An 18,059-nucleotide genomic window follows, 5' to 3' on the forward strand; every position below is an offset into this window, starting at 1 on the left:
CTCAGGCAATGCGGTTCGCGGCGGACGATCAGCTGTCCAGCGCCTTGTATTTCTCGCGCAGGTGGTTACGGATGGCGACGGCCGAGAAGTTCAGCAGGGCGATCACCAGTACCAGCAGCAGCGCAGTGGCGTACACCAGCGGCCGCGCGGCCTCGACGTTCGGGCTCTGGAAGCCGACGTCATAGATATGGAAGCCCAGGTGCATGATCTTCTGGTCCAGGTGCAGGTACGGGTAGTTGCCGTCCACCGGCAGGCTCGGCGCCAGTTTCACCACACCCACCAGCATCAGCGGCGCCACTTCACCCGCGGCACGGGCCACGGCGAGGATCAGGCCGGTCATCATGGCTGGGCTGGCCATGGGCAGGACCACCTTCCACAGGGTTTCGGCCTTGGTCGCACCCAGGGCCAGGGAGCCCTCACGCACCGCACGCGGGATACGCGCCAGGCCTTCCTCGGTGGCAACGATCACCACCGGCACGGCCAGGATCGCCAGGGTCAGAGACGCCCAGAGCAGGCCCGGGGTGCCGAAGGTCGGCGCCGGAGCGGATTCGGGGAAGAACAGGCGGTCCAGGGAGCCACCCAGTACATAGACGAAGAAGCCCAGGCCGAACACGCCGTAGACGATCGCCGGAACGCCCGCCAGGTTGTTCACCGCGATGCGGATGACACGGGTCAGCGGGCCCTGCTTGGCATACTCGCGCAGGTAGATGGCGGCGATCACACCGAAGGGGGTGACGATCACGGCCATGATCAGGGTCATCATCACGGTGCCGAAGATGGCCGGGAAGATACCGCCTTCGGTGTTGGCTTCACGCGGGTCGTCGGCGAGGAATTCCCAGAGCTTGGCGAAATAGAAGCCGAGTTTGGCGCCCACGCCCATGGCGTTGGGCTGGTAGGCATGGACCACGTTGCCGAGGCTGATTTCCTGTTCCTGGCCACCGGCTTCACGAACCACGACGCTGTCGCGGTTGAACTCCTGGTGCAGGCCCATCAGCTGCTCTTCCAGGCCTTTGTAACGCTGCTCAAGCTCTGCGCGCTGGGCGGCGATGTCGGCCTGCGCCTCGGCGGTCAGGGCATCGTTCAGCTCCAGCTTGCGGGTCTGCAGGCGCAGGCGCTCCAGGCCGTGGTTGATGCCGCCGATGTCCTTTTTCTCAAGCTGGTAGAGCTTGTCGTAGAGGGCATTCACGCGTTCCAGGCGCTTCACCAGCTCGGCCATCGCGGCCTCGCCTTCGGCCACCACCTTGCCGTTTTCCTTCACCGATACGACACGGCCGTAGAAGTTGCCCCACTCGCGGCGCTCCAGCGCCACCAGCTCAGTCGGGTACTTCTGGTCCAGCAGCCAGTCACCGACGACCCAGGTGAAGTCGCTGCCGTAGACGTCACGGTTGCCCACCTTGAGCAGTTCGCGGGTCATGAACTCCGGGCCGCTCTCCGGCACCGGCAGGCCAGCACCTTGCAGGCGCGCTCGGGAAACTTCCTCGATCTGCACCGCTTCGCCGATCACCGGCTTGGCTGCCTGGCCCGGTACGGAGTACTGCGCCTCCACCAGATCGGCCGGCCAGAAGTGGGCGAGGCCACGCACGGCGATCACCGAGAGCAGGCCAATGGTCATGATGACCGCGATGGAAACCGCGCCACCGCTTATCCAGACGCCCGGTGCGCCACTTTTGAACCAGTCTCTAAGGGAAACCTTTTTCACGGATTTCTCCACCGCTTGAGTCTTTCAGTTCCTCCCGCCCAGGGGCCGGAGGTTTCGTGTTTGTCGCCCCTCTCCGGAGAGAGGGGCCGCGCTCTTACAGAGAGGCGTATTTCTTGCGCAGGCGCTGACGGATCAGCTCGGCCAGGGTGTTCATGACGAAGGTGAAGGTCAGCAGCACCAGCGCCGAAAGGAACAGCACGCGGTAGTGGCTGCCGCCGACTTCCGACTCCGGCATTTCCACGGCCACGTTGGCGGCCAGGGTGCGCATGCCTTCGAAGATGTTCACTTCCATCACCGGGGTGTTGCCGGTGGCCATCAGCACGATCATGGTCTCGCCCACGGCGCGGCCGAGGCCGATCATCAGGGCGGAGAAGATGCCGGGGCTGGCGGTCAGCAGCACGACGCGGGTCATGGTCTGCCAAGGCGTGGCGCCCAGGGCCAGGGAGCCGTAGGTCAGGCTGCGGGGCACGCTGAACACGGCGTCTTCGGCGATGGAGAAGATGTTCGGGATCACCGCGAAGCCCATGGCCAGGCCGACGATCAGGGCGTTGCGCTGGTCGTAGGTGATGCCCAGGTCATTGCTGATCCACAGGCGCATGTCACCGCCGAAGAACCAGTTTTCCAGCAGCGGGCTCATGCCCAGGGCGAACCAGGCGGTGAGGCCTACGACCGGGATCAGGATGGCCGCTTCCCAGCCATCCGGCACGCGCAGGCGGATGGACTCCGGCAAGCGGCTCCAGATGAAGCCGGCCAGCAGGATGCCGATCGGCGTCAGCAGCAGCAGGCTGAAGATGCCCGGCAGGTGGCCTTCCACGTAGGGCGCCAGGAACAGGCCGGCGAAGAAGCCGAGGATCACCGTCGGCAGCGCTTCCATCAGCTCGATCACCGGCTTGACCTTGCGGCGCATGGACGGCGCCATGAAGTAGGCGGTGTAGATCGCAGCGGCGATGGCCAGCGGGGCGGCCAGCAGCATGGCGTAGAAGGCGGCCTTGAGGGTGCCCCAGGTCAGCGGCGCCAGGCTCAGCTTGGGTTCGAAGTCGGTGTTGGCCGCGGTCGACTGCCAGACGTACTTAGGTTCGTCGTAGCTCTCGTACCAGACCTTGCTCCACAACGCGCTCCAGGAGACTTCCGGGTGCGGGTTGCTGAGACGGAACGGCAGCAGCTTGCCGCCTTCTTCGACCACGATGCGGTTGGCGCGCGGCGACAGGGCGAGCATGCCGGAGCTGTCGGCAACCGGTTCCACCAGCAGGGTGCGGTGAGCGGTGCTGTGGAACACGCCGAGGTGGCCGCTGGCGTCGAGGGCGACGAAGCCCTTGCGGCGTTCTTCGGCACTGATCTGCACCACCGGGCTGGTGCCCAACTGGAAGTCACGGATGTGCTTCAGGCGCGACGAGCCGTCCGGGTCACGGGCCATGAACCACTGGGCGATGCCGCCCTTGGAATCTCCCACCATCAGGGAAATGCCGCCCAGCAGCATGTTGCTGGCGGTAACCTCGCGTTCGCCGTCTTCCAGCAGCTTGTAGCGGCCGTTCAGGGCGTGCTCGCGCAGGCTGAAGACGTCGGCCTGGGCACGACCGTTTAGCACATAGAGCCACTGGTGGCGCGGGTCGATGTAGATCGCCTTGATCGGCTCGACCATCTGCGGCAGCTCGACGTTGCTCTGCTCCTGGGTGGTCTCGCCGGTCAGCATGTTCTCTTCGCTGACCACTTGCTGTACGTGCAGCTGGTTGCCGGTGGAGCCGGCCAGTACCAGGGTCTCGTCATTGATGCTGAGGGCGACGTGTTCGAGCGCGCGACCCTCGGCATCCAGCGCCATGGGGGTTTCGCCGTAGGGGAAGCTGACCTGCGGCTCGATGGTCTTGTGGTTGTCCGGGTAGGTGATCTTGTAGCTGTGCTTGAAGATCAGCGCCTGGCCATTGGACAGGCCCAGGACCACCAGCGGGCTGCCCGGCTGGTCCTGGCCGATGGAGACCACGCTGGCGCCCGCCGGCAGTGGCAGTTGCTGGCGCTTGAGCGCGCTGCCGTCCTTGCTCGAGAAGAACTGCACCTCACCCTTGTCGGAAACGCGCATGCCGACCATGTTCTGCTCTTCCAGGGCCAGCAACAGGGGCTTGCCGGCATCCTGCTGGAGCCAGGCGGGGCTCTGCTCCTTGCGCGCGGTCAGTTCCGCGCCCTTGAACAGCGGCAGCACCACATAGGCCAGGTAGAAGAAGATCAGAGTAATGGCGCCCAGAACGGCGAGACCGCCCACCAGCACGTACCAGCGGGTCAGGCGATCCTTCAGCGCGCGCATCTTGCGCTTGCGCACCAGCGCAGGCGTATTGAAGTCGATGCGGGCGGGCGGGTTCTTCGGAGTATTCAGGGAGTTGGCCAGGTCAGTCATGGATTCGGGCTCTTGCCACAGTCAGCGCGCACAGGCTTTTACGATGGGGGCACAGACTACGGGCTTCGTGTGACAGAAAGATTACAGCGAGTTGACGTGGCGAAGCCCACCCGGAGGAGTCCTCGGGCGGGCTTCTGCGACGGGGGTCTCCCGTCGCCCTTTGCGTCCTTGCGGAGCGGCACGCATGAGGCGGCCGCTCCCTTATCCGGCCTGGATTACAGGCCCAGATCTTTCAGCGCTTTCTCGGCAACCTTGGCCGGGACCGGGATGTAACCGTCCTTGACCACGACTTCCTGACCCTGCTTGGACAGGACCATCTTCACGAACTCGGCTTCCAGGGGAGCCAGCGGCTTGTTCGGCGCCTTGTTCACGTAGACGTAGAGGAAGCGGGACAGCGGGTAGCTGCCGTTCAGGGCGTTCTGCTCGTTGTCTTCAACGAACTCGCCACCTTCTTTCTTGGCCAGGGCGACAGTCTTCACGCTGGAAGTCTTGTAGCCGATGCCCGAGTAGCCGATGCCGTTGACGGACTGGCTGATGGACTGGACGACGGAAGCGGAGCCCGGTTGCTCGTTCACGTTCGGCTTGAAGTCGCCTTTGCACAGGGCTTCTTCCTTGAAGTAGCCGTAGGTGCCGGATACCGAGTTACGACCGAACAGCTGGATCGGCTTGGAAGCCAGGTCGCCAGTCACACCCAGGTCACCCCAGGTCTTGATGTTGGCGGTGCCACCGCACAGGCGGTTGGCGGAGAAGATCGCGTCGACCTGCTGCATGGTCAGGCCTTTGATCGGGTTGTCCTTGTGCACGAAGATCGCCAGGGCATCCACGGCAACCGGAACAGCGGTCGGCTTGTAGCCGTACTTCTGCTCGAAGGCCTGCAGCTCGACGTCTTTCATCTTGCGGCTCATCGGGCCCAGGTTGGCGGTGCCTTCGGTCAGAGCCGGCGGCGCGGTCGAGGAACCGGCGGCCTGGATCTGGATGTTCACGTTCGGGTATTCGCGCTTGTAAGCCTCGGCCCACAGGGTCATCAGGTTGGCCAGGGTGTCGGAGCCAACGCTGGAAAGGTTGCCGGAAACACCAGTGGTCTTCTGGTAGGCCGGAATGGACGGGTCAACGGCAGCAACCGCGCTGGCGGTAGCAACGCCGGCGGCGACGAAGGTGAGGGCCGCCATCAAACGCTTCAGTTTCATGCCTTGCTCCTAAGCAGGACGAGGGGGTGAATTCAACGGGGGCCAGTATCGAGAGGCCGTATGACCACTCTATGAATTGATTGTGACAATTGGATGAAAGGCCATCACCCGCTGTCCAACGAAGAATCACGACCCGTGAATCGTCCGGAGACCCCATCCATGAAGCCCCACCCACTGCTGCCCATCGCCCTTCTGGCCCTCTGCACCGCATGCGGCGAAACGGCAACCTTGCAGGTAGAAGACGGCACTGGCCCGAACCCGCAGCTGCCGCCGCCGAACAAGACGCTCATCCCCACCGTTCACGTGGCAACGGCCACCGGCTGGCCCGACGGCGCCATGCCAGAGGCCACCCAGGGCACGAAGGTCAATGCCTTCGCCGAAGGTCTGCAGCACCCGCGCTGGCTCTACGTGCTGCCCAACGGCGATGTGCTGGTGGCCGAAAGCGCGGCGCCCGGAACGGACAAACCGCCGAGCCTGAAGAGCCGGGTGGCGAGCATGTTCATGAAGAAAGCCGGTTCCCAGGTGCCCAGTGCCAATCGCATCTCGCTGCTGCGGGACATCAACGGCGATGGCGTCGCCGACCTGCGCAGCACCTTCCTCAGCGGCCTCTACTCGCCCTTCGGCATGGTGCTGGTGGGCAAGGACCTGTATGTCGCCAACGCCGATGCGCTGATGCGCTTCCCCTATGAAAAGGGCGCCACCGAGATCACTGATCCGGGTACCAAGGTCACTGACCTGCCCGCCGGACTGAATCACCACTGGACGAAGAACGTCATCGCCAGCCGTGATGGCCGCAAGCTCTACATAACCGTGGGCTCCAACAGCAATATCGGCGAGAACGGCATGGAATCCGAGGAAGGCCGCGCCGCCATCTGGGAACTGGACCGCGCCAGCGGCAACAAGCGCCTCTTCGCCACCGGCCTGCGCAATCCCAACGGCATGGCCTGGGAACCGCAGACCGGCAAGCTGTGGACCGCCGTGAACGAACGTGACGAACTGGGCAGCGACCTGGTGCCGGACTACATCACCTCGGTCAAGGACGGCGGCTTCTACGGCTGGCCCTACAGCTACTACGGTCAGCACGTGGACGAGCGCATCCAGCCCCAGCGTCCCGAACTGGTGGCCAAGGCCCTGGTTCCCGACTACGCCCTGGGCCCGCACACCGCCTCGCTGGGCATCACCTTCGCCAAGGGCAGCAAGCTGCCGGCCTTCCAGAACGGGTTGTTCGTCGGCCAGCACGGCTCCTGGAACCGCAACCCCCGCAGTGGCTACAAGGTGATCTACGTGCCCTTCAAGGGCGGCAAGCCCAACGGCCAGCCGGTGGACGTGCTGACCGGTTTCCTCGACGAGCAAGGCAACGCCCAGGGCCGCCCGGTGGACGTCAAGCTCGACAGCAAGGGCGCCCTGCTGGTGACCGACGATGTGGGCAACAAGGTCTGGCGGGTGAGTGCGGCGAAGAAGTGACGCTCTCGTAGGATGGCGAAGAGCGGAGCGAAACCCATCACCACGGAACGATGGGTTTCGCGGGCGCTACCCATCCTACGGACTGACGGGTGAGTGCGGCGAAGAAGTGAAGCTCTTGTAGGATGGCGTAGAGCGGAGCGAAACCCATCACCGCGGAACGATGGGTTTCGCGGGCTCTACCCATCCTACGAATTACAGACTGAGCAGGAAGCTCAGCGCTTCTTCGCGATCAGGAACAACCCGATCAACACCGCCACACCACACAGCGCCGCCACGTAATAGGCGGGGCCAAGGCTGTCCCACTTCAGCAGCATCGACACCACCATGGGCGTCAGCCCGCCGAAGATGGCGTAGGCCAGGTTGTAGGAAAAAGACAGCCCGGAGAAGCGCACCACCGGCGGGAATGCCTTGACCATCACGTAGGGCACGGCGCCGATGGTGCCGACGAACAGGCCGGTGATGGCGTAGAGCGGGAACAACCAGTCCGGATGAGCCTTGAGGCTGGTGTAGAAGGTCCAGGAACTGATGGCCAGCAGCAGGCCACCCACCAGGAACGTGCGGCCGGCGCCAATGCGGTCGGCGATCGCGCCCGACAGCACGCAGCCGATAGACAGCAGCACGATGGCCAGGCTGTTGGCCTTCAGCGCAGTGGCGGCCTCGAAGCCGTACACGGTCTGCAGCAGGGTCGGGGTCATCAGGATCACGACCACGATGCCGGCGGACAGCACCCACGTCAGCAGCATGGACAGCACCACGGCACTGCGGTGCTCGCGCAGCACGGTCTTCAGCGGTACCTCCGCCGCCAGCGCCTTGCGTTGCTGCATCTCGGCGAAGACCGGGGTCTCGTGCAGCCAGCGGCGCAGGTACATGGCGAACAGGCCGAACACCCCGCCCACGAGGAACGGCAGGCGCCAGGCCCAATCCAGGACCTCGGCCGGGGTGTAGATGCTGTTGATCAGGGTGGCCATCAGCGAACCCAGCAGGATGCCGGCGGTCAGACCCGAAGTCAGGGTGCCGCAGGCGTAACCCACGTGGCGCGCAGGGACGTGCTCGGCAACGAACACCCAGGCGCCCGGAACTTCGCCACCAATGGCCGCGCCCTGCACCACACGCATCAATAGCAGCGCCAGGGGCGCCCAGATGCCGATCTGCTCGTAGGTGGGCAACAGACCCATCACCAGGGTCGGGATCGCCATCAGGAAGATGCTCAGGGTGAACATGCGCTTACGGCCCAGGAGGTCACCGAAGTGCGCCATCACGATGCCGCCCAGCGGCCGCGCCAGGTAACCGGCGGCGAAGATGCCGAACGTCTGCATCTGGCGCAGCCACTCCGGCATCTCGGCGGGGAAGAACAACTTGCCCACCACCGCGGCGAAGAACACGAAGATGATGAAGTCGTAGAACTCGAGGGCGCCGCCGAGGGCCGAAAGCGACAGGGTCTTGTAATCGCTGCGGGTCAGCGGGCGCGAGGCGGGCGCCTCGGGGGCGAGCACGGAAGACATGGGGTGGAATTCTCGTCTGGGGGTGCGGGACGCTCTCCGCTACTTGGGCGGAAAATCGCCTCGCAACATATCAAAAAGCGTCAAATGCACACAGTCTCAGCCAAAAAACCGCCGCTGACCCACTACAGCGGTCGTCTGGCGCCATGGCATGGCTATATACTGCGCGCAGTTCAGCGCATGTCGGCATGCAGTGGGTCGGCGGCGCACAGGGAAGGAAAGGGCAAGTCCCTTCCAGGCATTGGCGCCACACACACGAAACAGGCTATTCCGGCATGATCGACATCGAAGAAGAAGAAGAGAACCTGACCCCGCAAGGCGACCTCGCCCTGCAGATCACCGCGCTCCCGCGTGAAACCAACGGCTTCGGCGACATCTACGGTGGCTGGCTGGTTTCCCAGATGGACCTGGCCGGCACGGCCATGGCCAGCAAGGTGGCCGCAGGCCGCGTGGCCACCGTGGCCATCGACCGCATGGCCTTCCTGGTTCCGGTAGCCGTGGGCGCCCAGCTCTCCTTCTATACCCAGACCCTGGAAATCGGCCGCAGCTCGATTCAGATGCTGGTAGAAGTCTGGAGCGACGATCCGCTTTCCAGCGAATGGCGCAAGGTCACCGAAGCGGTGTTCGTCTTCGTCGCCATCGACGGCAGCGGCCGCACCCGCCCGGTCCCGCCGCGTCGGGGCTGACCGCCAACACAGAAAGGGCCGCAATCGCGGCCCTTTTTCATGAAACGGTTGTAGGGTGGATGGCGCTTTTTTCATCCACCAGCGGTGCTACGCCGGGCCTCGAATGGTGGACCGGTGAAGCGTGGTCCACCCTACAAATGCTGCGGGGTGAGCCCCAGCCCACCTTGCACCTCGACCGTAGGGTGGATGGCGCTCTTTCATCCACCAGCGATGTCAACCCGAACCCCGATGGTGGACCGGTGAAGCGTGGTCCATCCTACGAAAGCCACATCCCCGCGAGGGCGACGATTTCCATTAGGAACGTTCCCGTCATTCCAGCCGCAACGCGTCCACCGGATGCAGCCGCGCCGCGCGCCGGGCCGGCGCCAGGCCCGCGCCCATCCCTACCAGCACCGACAGCAGCAACGCCAGCAGCACCAGCGACAGGTCCAGTCTCAACGGCAGCCCCGGCACGGCCCAGTGCAGCATGCCCACCAATAGAAAGACCATCACCAGTCCCAGCAGGCCACCCAGCAGCGAAAGCAGGGTCGCTTCCGTGAGGAATAGCGCCAGCACCTGGCGCGGCGCCGCGCCGACGGCCCGCAACAGGCCGATTTCGGCCGTTCGCTCCTCGACTGTGGTGGTCATGATGGTGAGGATGCCCACCGCGCCCACCAGGAGGGATACGCCACCCAGGGCCGCGATGCCCAGGGTCAGGGTGGCAAGGATGCGATTCAGGCTGCCCAGCAAGTCGCCCTGGGACGTCATGCGGAAGTCCTCGCGGCCGTGGCGCTCCACCAGCAGGCGGCGCACATCCTCGGCAAAGGCCTCAGCGGGGGTGCTGTCCTCGAACAGCACGTGAATCTTCACCAGCCCTTCGCGGTTGAACAGGAATTCCGCCCAGTCCACCGGGATGTAGGCGATGTCATCGAGGTCGAAGCCCAGCAGGTTGCCCTTGCTCCCCATGACCCCGACAACCCGGAAACTCATGCCGCCCACCCTCACCCGCTGGCCCACTGGCGCGGCGCTGCCGAACAGCTCTGTCGCCAGTTTCGCCCCCAGCACCAGATAAGGCGGCGTGCGGCCATCTCGCGAGGGCGGCAGGAATTTTCCCGCTGCCATCTGCACCCGCCAGGCATCAGCCAACTGCGACCCCGTGCCGAGAATATCCACACGCCGCTGCCGGCCGGCCGCCTGGATATCGCCGTTGCCCTGGATGATCGGCACCACGGCTTCGGCATGGGGCAATCGCCCCAGCGCATCCGCGTCGGCGATGGTGAGGGGCCGGGCGCTGGCGAGAATCCCGCCGATACCGCCGGTGGGCAAGGTGCCGGGACGTACCGTGACGACCCGCGTGCCGAACTGCGCAAAGCTGTCCAGCACGCGAGTGCGCAAGCCCTCCCCCATGGCGGTGAGCAGCGCCACGGCGGCGATGCCGATGGCCACGCCGAGAAGGGTCAGCAGACTGCGCAGGGGCTGGCAGGACAGGGACGAGCTGCACAGGCCGAGTCCATCGCGCCAGCGCATCAGTGGCTGCCTTGCGGGCGCAACGCCTGCACCGGCACCTGCGCCGCCGCATGGCTGGCCGGCAGCCAGGCGAACAGCAGGGCAGCCACCAGCGCCAGGGACGGCGCCCCCAGCCGCGCCCACCAGGGCGCATACAGCGGCAGGTCAGTGGCCAGGCGACCGATCCACAACAGCAACTCGCCAAGCCCCAACCCCACTGCGGCGCCCAGCAGCGCGAGCAGGGCCGCTTCGCCGAGGAACAGCAGACGCACCTGGTCGGAACTGGCGCCCACCGCCTTGAGCAGGCCGATCTCAGCGGTTCGCTGCAGGACCGCAATCCAGGTGACATTCATAATCAGGATGCCGGCGACCAGCAGGCTGATGGCGGCGATGCCCGCCAGTGCCAGGGTCAGGCCGTTGAGGATGCTGTCGAAGGCAGCGAGCATGGAGTCCTGGCTGAGCAGGGTGACGTCTTCCTCGCCCTGGTGACGTTCGGTGAGGATCGCCAGCACCTGGCGTCGCGCGCTCTCGAGGTAGCTGGGGCCGCGCGCCTCGACGAAGACGCGGAACAATCCTTCCCGGTCGAACAGCGCCTCGGCGCTGGACACCGGCACGATCAGCGCCTCGGAAAAGTCCATCCCGAGGGATTCGCCGCGCTCGTCCAATACCCCGATCACCCGGAAGCGCCGGTCGCCCGCCCGCAGCCACTGACCCAGCGCCGGCGCAGTGCCGAACAGCGCGGTCCGCAGGCGGCTGCCGATCACACAGACCTCCTCAGCTTGCCCCGGCTCCAGTTCGGGCAGCGCCACGCCCTGGGCAAGGCGCAACTGGCGAATGGCGAAGAACGCGCGGGTGGTCCCTAAGGTGAGGGCTTCGCGGTTGCGGTTGTCGCGGCTGACTTCCAGTTGCCCGGCATGCAGCGGCGCCACCTGGCGTATCGACGGCAAGCGCTGCAGGGCGGCAGCATCCGCCTGGGTCAGCGGACGCGGTGCCATGCCGGTGATGGGTGGCATGCCGCCGGTGGTTTCATTGCGCCCCGGCAGGACGATGAGGATGTCCCGCCCGAGCAGCGAGAACTCGCCCAGCACGTAAGTCCGCGCGCCCTCGCCCAGCCCACCCAGCAAGGTCACGAAGAAGACGCCCACCGCCATTGCCAGCAACAACATGACACTGCGCGAGCCGTGGCCGCGCATGGCGCCCAGCCAGAATCGGCAGGCGTCCAGCGGGTCCATCAGGCGGGCGCTCCCTGGTGCCGGTCGCTGAGGATGCAGCCGTCACGCATCTGGATCTGGCGATGGGCGCGGGCGGCGTGCTGGGCGTCGTGGGTCACCAGGATCAGGGTCAGGCCGTCGGCATTCAGCTCCTCCAGCAGGGCCACCACTTCGGCGCCGGACTGGCTGTCGAGATTCCCGGTGGGCTCATCGGCGAGCAAGAGGCGTGGGCGCATCACCATGGCACGGGCAATCGCCACCCGCTGGCGCTGGCCGCCCGACAGTTCGGCCGGGTGATGGCGCAAGCGCTCGGACAGGCCCAGGCGCTCGGCCAGTTGGAGACTGCGGCGACGACGCTCACAAGGCTCGATTCCGGCCAGGAGCATCGGCAACTCGATGTTCTCCAGGGCCGTCAGGCGCGGGATCAGGTGGAAGGACTGGAAGACGAAGCCGATCAGCCGGCTGCGCAGCGCCGCTCGACGATCCTCGCGCAGGCAGGCGGTGGCTTCCTCGTCCAACCAGAATTCACCGCTGTCCGGTGCGTCCAGCAGTCCGAGGATATTCAGCAGGGTCGATTTGCCCGATCCGGAAGCGCCGGTAATCGCCAGGTACTCGCCGTCGGCCACTTCCAGGTTCAGCTGGTCAAGGCCGCGCACGCGTTGTTCGCCCAACTGAAAGCAGCGGCTGACCTCATGCATGAGGATCACTGCGCGGCCTCCCCGACATCGCCGCTCGGGCTGACCACGCTGCCATCGGCCAGGCCTTCCTGCTGCAGACTGGGCAGGATGCGGTCGCCGGGTGCCAGGCCGTTTTTCACTTCACTCCAGCGCCAGTTGGCGAGGCCGATCTCCACCTTCTGCTCGCGCAAGTGTCCGTTGCTGGGGTCGTAGCGCAGCACCTTGCCGCCCTCTAGCAGGCTTTCCGTTGGCACCCGCAGGGTCTGCTCACGCTGCGCCAGGAGGATTTCCACATCGGCGCTGTAACCGCTGAGCAACAACAGGTCCGCCGGCACCCGCGCGAAGGCGACTTCCACATCCACTGTGCGCGCCTGCTTTTCCAGCTCACGGACGAACGGTGCGATCCGCGTCACCCGACCCTCGAAACTCTGCCCACGGAAGGCATCCAGGGTGATGCGCACCGGCATGCCCGGCCGCACCAGGGCAGCGTCCACTTCGTCGATGGGCGCTTCGACGTAGAGGCACTGGTCATCGATCAGGTCCACCGCCGGTGGGGTCGGGATGCCCGGCGGCGAGGGCGTCACCACCTCGCCCAGTTCGCCGTTGATCTCCGCGACGATGCCGGCGAACGGCGCGCGCAGGGTGGCCTGGTCGAGCTGCGCCAGCTGCAGGTCGAGACTGGCCGCGGCTTCGCGGATTTTCGCCTCGCCGCCACTGCACAGCAGTTGGGAAAGCCGGGCGCGAGTGACGCTCTGGTCCAGCAGGTCCTCGGAGGCCAGCTTGCGCTCGGCCAGGCGTTCGAGCCGATGCTGGTCACGCTGGTCCTGGCTGGCCTGGCGGCAGCTCTGCTCACGCAGGTTGCGCTGGGCATCGAGCCGCGCACGGGCCTCGTCCACCCGTGCCAGCAAGTCATCCTGGCGCAGGCGCATCAGCACGTCGCCGGCCTGCACGCGCTGCCCGGCATGGATCAGCAACTCGCTGACCTGCCCACCGGTCTTGAACGACAGATGCGCACGCCGGCACGCCTTCACCGTCCCCGCCCGGGTATTGGCCACCAGGGTCTCCACTTCGCCCTTGGTCACTTCCACCAGTTGCACCGGCACGGGTTCGGGTCGCGCCCAAAAGCCCAGCAGCATCGCCAGAGAAGAAAAAATGGGAATAATTATCAGTAGCTTGCGCATGGCATCGGCTCCACTTGCGAGCGGGTAAGCAGAGTCTAGGTGCGGCTCCGACGGCCCTTTTCAGCACCAACGTGCCGGCTTTCCCCGCTTCTGGGGGAGGACCGCTCATAAATGAAGACCTTAGCGACGCAATGCCTCAGCCCTTGCCGTCCGGGGTCTCTGACCACCCATGTCAAAATGCCGACAAATGGACCCATTACTTGCTAGCGCAAAATCATGACTCGTCAAAATAAGGTCATTCGCAACCTGAACAGGCTACTTCTGGTCGAATGACGGGAAAGCCCTTGCCGCCTCTGCCAAGCTATTCGGAATAGCAGGTGGCGCCCGGCCCCCGACAGCACAGCAAGCGGAGATTGCGATGTACGACGAAACCCTGCCCACCGTGGAACAGCTGGAGGTGGATGAACTGGTCTGCTGGCGGGTACATACCCGTCATGCCGAACTCCTGGTGGCCCAGCAAGGCGCCCAGGTACTGAGCTACCAGCCCCATGGCGAGGAGCCCGTGATCTGGTTGAGCGGCGAGGCGGCTTACAGTAAAGGTCAGGCCGTGCGTGGTGGCGTACCGGTGTGCTGGCCCTGGTTTGGTGACCTGCGCCGCAACCCGGCCGAGGTCCAGGGCATGCACGAGGGCGGCCCGATCTGCCCGGCCCACGGCCTGGTGCGCGAACGCGACTGGCAACTGCTGGGCATCGACAGCGACGGTCCTGCTGTGCGCCTGGAGTTCGCCCTGGATACCCGCGCCGAGCCCCTGCCTGGCTGGCCCCACGCCGCAGAACTCAAGCTTTCCATCGTGCTCGATGAGCAGCTGCAGCTGACGCTTTCCAGCCGCAATACGGATGACGCTCCGCTGGCCTTGAGCCAGGCGCTGCACAGCTATTTCGCCGTCAGCGACGTCCGCGAGGTGGAAGTCGAAGGCCTGGGCGGTTGCCGCTACATCGAGACGCTGGAGAACTGGCAATTGCGCCAGCAGGACGGAAACATCGCCTTCACCGGCGAAACCGACCGCATCTACCTGGAAACGCCGAGCCGCATGGCCATTCTCGACCGCGCCTGGAAACGCCGCATCCAGCTGGACGTGGAGAACTCGGCCTCCGCCGTGGTGTGGAATCCCTGGACCGACAAGGCCCGGCGCCTCTCGCAATTCGCTGACGACGCCTGGCCAGGAATGCTCTGCATCGAGACCGCGCGGGTGATGAACGACTGCGTGGTGCTCAAGCCCGGCGAAGAGCAGAAGATGACGGTCCGCATCGCCAGCCTGCCGCTGTAACCCCTGTGGGGCGAATTCATTGGCGATGTCTGCGGTCCAGGAGCCTTGTAGGAGCTAGCTTGCTAGCGAAAAAGGACCATTCGCTGGCAAGCCAGCTCCTACGGGCAATGCAGCTACTTGCACCACCCGATGAGACATCGCCAGCCTGCCGCTGTAACCCTGTGGGGGCGAATTCATTGGCGATGTCTGCGGTCCAGGAGCCCTTGTAGGAGCTAGCTTGCTAGCGAAAAAGGGCCATTCGCTGGCAAGCCAGCTCCTACAGGCAATGCAGCTACTTGCAACACCTAATGAGACATCGCCAGCCTGCCGCTGTAACCCTGTGGGGGCGAATTCATTGGCGATGTCTGCGGTCCAGGAGCCTTGTAGGAGCTAGCTTGCTAGCGAAAAAGGGCCATTCGCTGGCAAGCCAGCTCCTACGGGCAATGCAGCTACTTGCACCACCTGATGAGACATCGCCAGCCTGCCGCTGTGACCCTGTGGGGGCGAATTCATTGGCGATGTCTGCGGTCCAGGAGCTTTGTAGGAGCTAGCTTGCTAGCGAAAAAGGACCATTCGCTGGCAAGCCAGCTCCTACGGTTAATGCAGCTACTTGCAACACCTTATGAGGGCCTGCGAATGCAGCCTCGTCGACCTACAGATCGCTCTCTTCCACCAATCGCACGCTACCGGCGTCCATGGCATAGGCGGCGTCAGCCAGGTCGTTGCTGACCTTCTCGACCTTCAGCGTGCCGTCGACCCAGATGGGCGCGTAGATGTCGTCGAGCTGGATGCCCTTGGGGTAGCGCACCAGCACGATCTGGTTGGGCGGCGGCGGTGGGACGTGGATGCAGGCGCCGGGGTAAGGCACCAGGAAGAACAGCGTGCTGCGGCCCTTGGCATCGCTTTCCAGGGGCACGGGATAGCCGCCGATATGGATCGTCTTGCCATTCAGCGCGGCCACCGTCTTGGCGGAGTACATCACAGCCGGCAGATCCTTCTGCTGCTTGAGACCGCCCTTCTGGTCGAAGTTGCCATCGGCCTCGGGGCTGTCGTGGCTGATATCCGGCATCTCTTCCAGCGCCTTGCGGTCCTCAGGCGGCATCAATTCGAGCCAGTCGGTTTCGGGAAGTTCGGCATGGGCGAGGGTGCAGCAGAACAGCAGCAATAGGCAGGCGAGACGGCGCATGGGGGGACTCTTCAACGCATGGGGCGGGAACATCAGGCGCTAAGACTAACTGCGCGGGAAAGCGGTTCCCAGCCCCATCGAATGCAGGACTAGCTCTTACGCACCAGACCGTAAATCACCAGCAGCACCACCGCGCCAATCACCGCGCCGATGAAGCCCGCTACTTGCCCGGCCTGGTAGATGCCAACAGCCTGGCCACCGTAGGTCGCCAGCAGCGAACCGCCGATACCAAGCAGGATGGTCATAATCCACCCCATGGCGTCGTCGCCAGGTTTGATGAAGCGTGCAATCAGGCCAACGATCAGCCCGATGATGATGGTCCCGATGATGCCCATGTCATGCCCTCCGAAGGTAGTTGAGGCATGCCTGAGCCTAGATGCACCTGAGAATGCTTGCCATCGACCGCCCCAACGGGGCGGCCGGATGGACGTCAGGACTTGACGATCAGCGCTTCCACCGCCGCGATCTGGCGATCGAGGGTGGCGCGGTCCGCGCAGCGCAGGGTGGCGTGGCCCACCTTGCGGCCGGCCTTGAAGGCCTTGCCGTAGTGATGCAGGTGGCAGTCGGCGATAGAAACAGCCTTATCCACAGCCGGCACTTCGCCGATGAAGTTGAGCATCGCGCTTTCGCCCAGCTTGGCGGTCGAGCCCAGCGGCAGGCCGGCGACAGCTCGCAGGTGGTTCTCGAACTGGCTGCACTCGGCGCCTTCGATGGTCCAGTGGCCGGAGTTGTGCACGCGCGGGGCGATCTCGTTGGCCTTCAGGCCGCCGTCCACCTCGAAGAACTCGAAGGCCAGCACGCCGACATAGTCCAGCTTGGTCAGCACGCGACCGACGTAGTCTTCGGCCAGGGCTTGCAGCGGGTGGTCGGTACTGGCGATGGACAGGCGCAGGATGCCGTTCTCGTGGGTGTTGTGCACCAGCGGGTAGAAGCGGGTTTCGCCATCGCGAGCGCGCACCGCCACCAGCGACACTTCGCCGGTGAAGGGCACGAAACCTTCGAGGATGCAGGGCACGCTGCCCAGTTCAGCGAAGGCGCCAGTCACGTCTTCCGGCTTGCGCAGGACCTTCTGGCCCTTGCCGTCGTATCCCAGGGTGCGGGTCTTGAGTACGGCAGGCAGGCCGATGCTGGCGGCTGCGGCGTCGAGATCGGCCTGGGACTGGATATCGGCGAACTCGGGAGTCGGGATGCCGAGGTCCTTGAACATCGATTTCTCGAACCAGCGATCGCGGGCGATGCGCAGGGCTTCGGCGCTCGGGTAGACCGGCACGAACTGCGAGAGGAAGGCCACGGTCTCAGCCGGCACGCTCTCGAACTCGAAGGTCACCAGATCCACTTCATCGGCCAGCTGGCGCAGGTGGTCCTGGTCGCCGTAGTCGGCGCGGATGTGCTCGCCGAGAGCCTGGGCGCAGGCATCCGGTGCGGGGTCGAGGAAGGCGAAGTTCATGCCCAGCGGGGTGCCCGCCAGGGCCATCATGCGACCCAGCTGGCCGCCACCGATTACGCCGATCTTCATGACTCAGGCCTCACGCGGGTCCGGGTTGTCCAGGACCATGTCGGTCTGCTCGCGGCGGAAGTCCTTCAGCGCCACGTGGTATTTCGGGTACTTGCCACCGAGGATGCTCGCAGCCAGCAGGGCCGCGTTGATCGCACCGGCCTTGCCGATGGCCAGGGTGGCGACCGGGATGCCGGCGGGCATCTGCACGATGGACAGCAGGGAGTCGACGCCCGAGAGCATGGACGACTGCACCGGCACGCCAAGCACCGGCAGGTGGGTCTTGGCCGCGCACATGCCCGGCAGGTGGGCGGCACCGCCGGCACCGGCGATGATCACCTCGATGCCACGGCCTTCGGCTTCTTCGGCGTACTGGAACAGCAGGTCCGGAGTGCGGTGGGCGGAAACCACCTTCACTTCATAGGGAATGCCCAGCTTTTCCAGCATGTCGGTGGTGTGGCTGAGGGTGCTCCAATCGGACTTGGAGCCCATGATCACGCCTACCAGTGCGCTCATCGTCGTGCCTCATCAAAGTGCGCCAGTTGGCGCGACCAAAAAACAACAAGCCACGCAATGGCGTGGCTTGTCTGCAATGTGGGGCCGGACAGCGGGACGCGCTGCCGGCCGAAGGCCGCGCAGTATAACGCAAAGCCACGTCTG

15 protein-coding genes are annotated in these 18,059 nt (G+C 65.1%); 3 read left to right on the forward strand and 12 right to left on the reverse strand.

Features of this window, described 5'->3' with window-relative positions; all coding sequences use genetic code 11:
- Window positions 1-28 precede the first annotated feature (28 nt).
- From pstA to DM872_RS21630, 3 genes are all read right to left on the reverse strand, one after another.
- Entirely contained in the window at window positions 29-1,699 is a 1,671-nt protein-coding gene (gene pstA / locus DM872_RS21620; protein ID WP_179061360.1) for a phosphate ABC transporter permease PstA, read from the reverse strand.
- 94 nt (window positions 1,700-1,793) lie between these two features.
- Window positions 1,794-3,779, reverse strand: coding sequence for an ABC transporter permease subunit (locus DM872_RS21625; protein ID WP_179061577.1), 1,986 nt, complete (start codon window positions 3,777-3,779; stop codon window positions 1,794-1,796).
- A 518-nt stretch (window positions 3,780-4,297) separates the two neighbouring features.
- The gene (locus DM872_RS21630; RefSeq protein ID WP_179061361.1) at window positions 4,298-5,269 is read right to left on the reverse strand and encodes a phosphate ABC transporter substrate-binding protein PstS family protein; all 972 of its coding nucleotides are present in this window, start codon (window positions 5,267-5,269) and stop codon (window positions 4,298-4,300) included.
- Between the two features lie 159 nt (window positions 5,270-5,428).
- On the opposite strand from DM872_RS21630, the gene DM872_RS21635 reads away from it, so the two are divergent.
- Window positions 5,429-6,733 carry a PQQ-dependent sugar dehydrogenase gene (locus DM872_RS21635; RefSeq protein ID WP_179061362.1) on the forward strand — a complete coding sequence of 435 codons (1,305 nt, stop codon included), beginning with the start codon at window positions 5,429-5,431 and terminating at the stop codon, window positions 6,731-6,733.
- 212 nt (window positions 6,734-6,945) lie between these two features.
- Here the strand turns inward: DM872_RS21635 and DM872_RS21640 are convergent, their stop codons facing one another.
- Complete coding sequence (locus DM872_RS21640; protein ID WP_179061363.1) at window positions 6,946-8,235, reverse strand: MFS transporter; 1,290 nt, start codon at window positions 8,233-8,235, stop codon at window positions 6,946-6,948.
- Between the two features lie 272 nt (window positions 8,236-8,507).
- On the opposite strand from DM872_RS21640, the gene DM872_RS21645 reads away from it, so the two are divergent.
- The gene (locus tag DM872_RS21645) at window positions 8,508-8,918 is read left to right on the forward strand and encodes an acyl-CoA thioesterase (protein ID WP_179061364.1); all 411 of its coding nucleotides are present in this window, start codon (window positions 8,508-8,510) and stop codon (window positions 8,916-8,918) included.
- A gap of 309 nt (window positions 8,919-9,227) precedes the next feature.
- On the opposite strand, the gene DM872_RS21650 is transcribed toward DM872_RS21645, so the two are convergent.
- The 4 genes from DM872_RS21650 to DM872_RS21665 are packed head-to-tail and all read right to left on the reverse strand — an operon-like array spanning window position 9,228 to window position 13,472.
- Window positions 9,228-10,424, reverse strand: coding sequence for an ABC transporter permease (locus DM872_RS21650; RefSeq protein WP_179061365.1), 1,197 nt, complete (start codon window positions 10,422-10,424; stop codon window positions 9,228-9,230).
- Window positions 10,424-11,635, reverse strand: coding sequence for an ABC transporter permease (locus tag DM872_RS21655; protein ID WP_179061366.1), 1,212 nt, complete (start codon window positions 11,633-11,635; stop codon window positions 10,424-10,426). The genes DM872_RS21650 and DM872_RS21655 overlap by 1 nt, the downstream gene beginning before the upstream one ends.
- Window positions 11,635-12,321 carry an ABC transporter ATP-binding protein gene (locus DM872_RS21660; protein ID WP_373273730.1) on the reverse strand — a complete coding sequence of 229 codons (687 nt, stop codon included), beginning with the start codon at window positions 12,319-12,321 and terminating at the stop codon, window positions 11,635-11,637. Before DM872_RS21660 ends, DM872_RS21655 begins: the two co-directional genes overlap by 1 nt.
- Entirely contained in the window at window positions 12,318-13,472 is a 1,155-nt protein-coding gene (locus tag DM872_RS21665; protein ID WP_179061367.1) for an efflux RND transporter periplasmic adaptor subunit, read from the reverse strand. The genes DM872_RS21660 and DM872_RS21665 overlap by 4 nt, the downstream gene beginning before the upstream one ends.
- 358 nt (window positions 13,473-13,830) lie before the next feature.
- Between DM872_RS21665 and DM872_RS21670 the strand changes: the two genes are divergently transcribed.
- The gene (locus tag DM872_RS21670) at window positions 13,831-14,739 is read left to right on the forward strand and encodes a D-hexose-6-phosphate mutarotase (RefSeq protein ID WP_179061368.1); all 909 of its coding nucleotides are present in this window, start codon (window positions 13,831-13,833) and stop codon (window positions 14,737-14,739) included.
- Between the two features lie 631 nt (window positions 14,740-15,370).
- Here DM872_RS21670 and DM872_RS21675 read toward each other — a convergent pair.
- From DM872_RS21675 to purE, 4 genes are all read right to left on the reverse strand, one after another.
- Complete coding sequence (locus tag DM872_RS21675; RefSeq protein ID WP_179061369.1) at window positions 15,371-15,904, reverse strand: DUF3299 domain-containing protein; 534 nt, start codon at window positions 15,902-15,904, stop codon at window positions 15,371-15,373.
- Between the two features lie 89 nt (window positions 15,905-15,993).
- Window positions 15,994-16,239 (reverse strand): GlsB/YeaQ/YmgE family stress response membrane protein, encoded by a 246-nt coding sequence (locus tag DM872_RS21680; RefSeq protein WP_179061370.1) that lies wholly within the window; start codon window positions 16,237-16,239, stop codon window positions 15,994-15,996.
- Between the two features lie 95 nt (window positions 16,240-16,334).
- On the reverse strand, window positions 16,335-17,420 hold the full coding sequence (locus DM872_RS21685) for a 5-(carboxyamino)imidazole ribonucleotide synthase (protein ID WP_179061371.1): 1,086 nt from the start codon (window positions 17,418-17,420) through the stop codon (window positions 16,335-16,337).
- 3 nt (window positions 17,421-17,423) lie between these two features.
- On the reverse strand, window positions 17,424-17,915 hold the full coding sequence (gene purE, locus DM872_RS21690; RefSeq protein ID WP_077524410.1) for a 5-(carboxyamino)imidazole ribonucleotide mutase: 492 nt from the start codon (window positions 17,913-17,915) through the stop codon (window positions 17,424-17,426).
- Window positions 17,916-18,059: the final 144 nt, after the last annotated feature.

The organism is Pseudomonas taiwanensis (genome assembly GCF_013393345.1).
In the GTDB taxonomy this organism is placed as follows: Bacteria; Pseudomonadota; Gammaproteobacteria; order Pseudomonadales; family Pseudomonadaceae; genus Metapseudomonas; species Metapseudomonas resinovorans_C.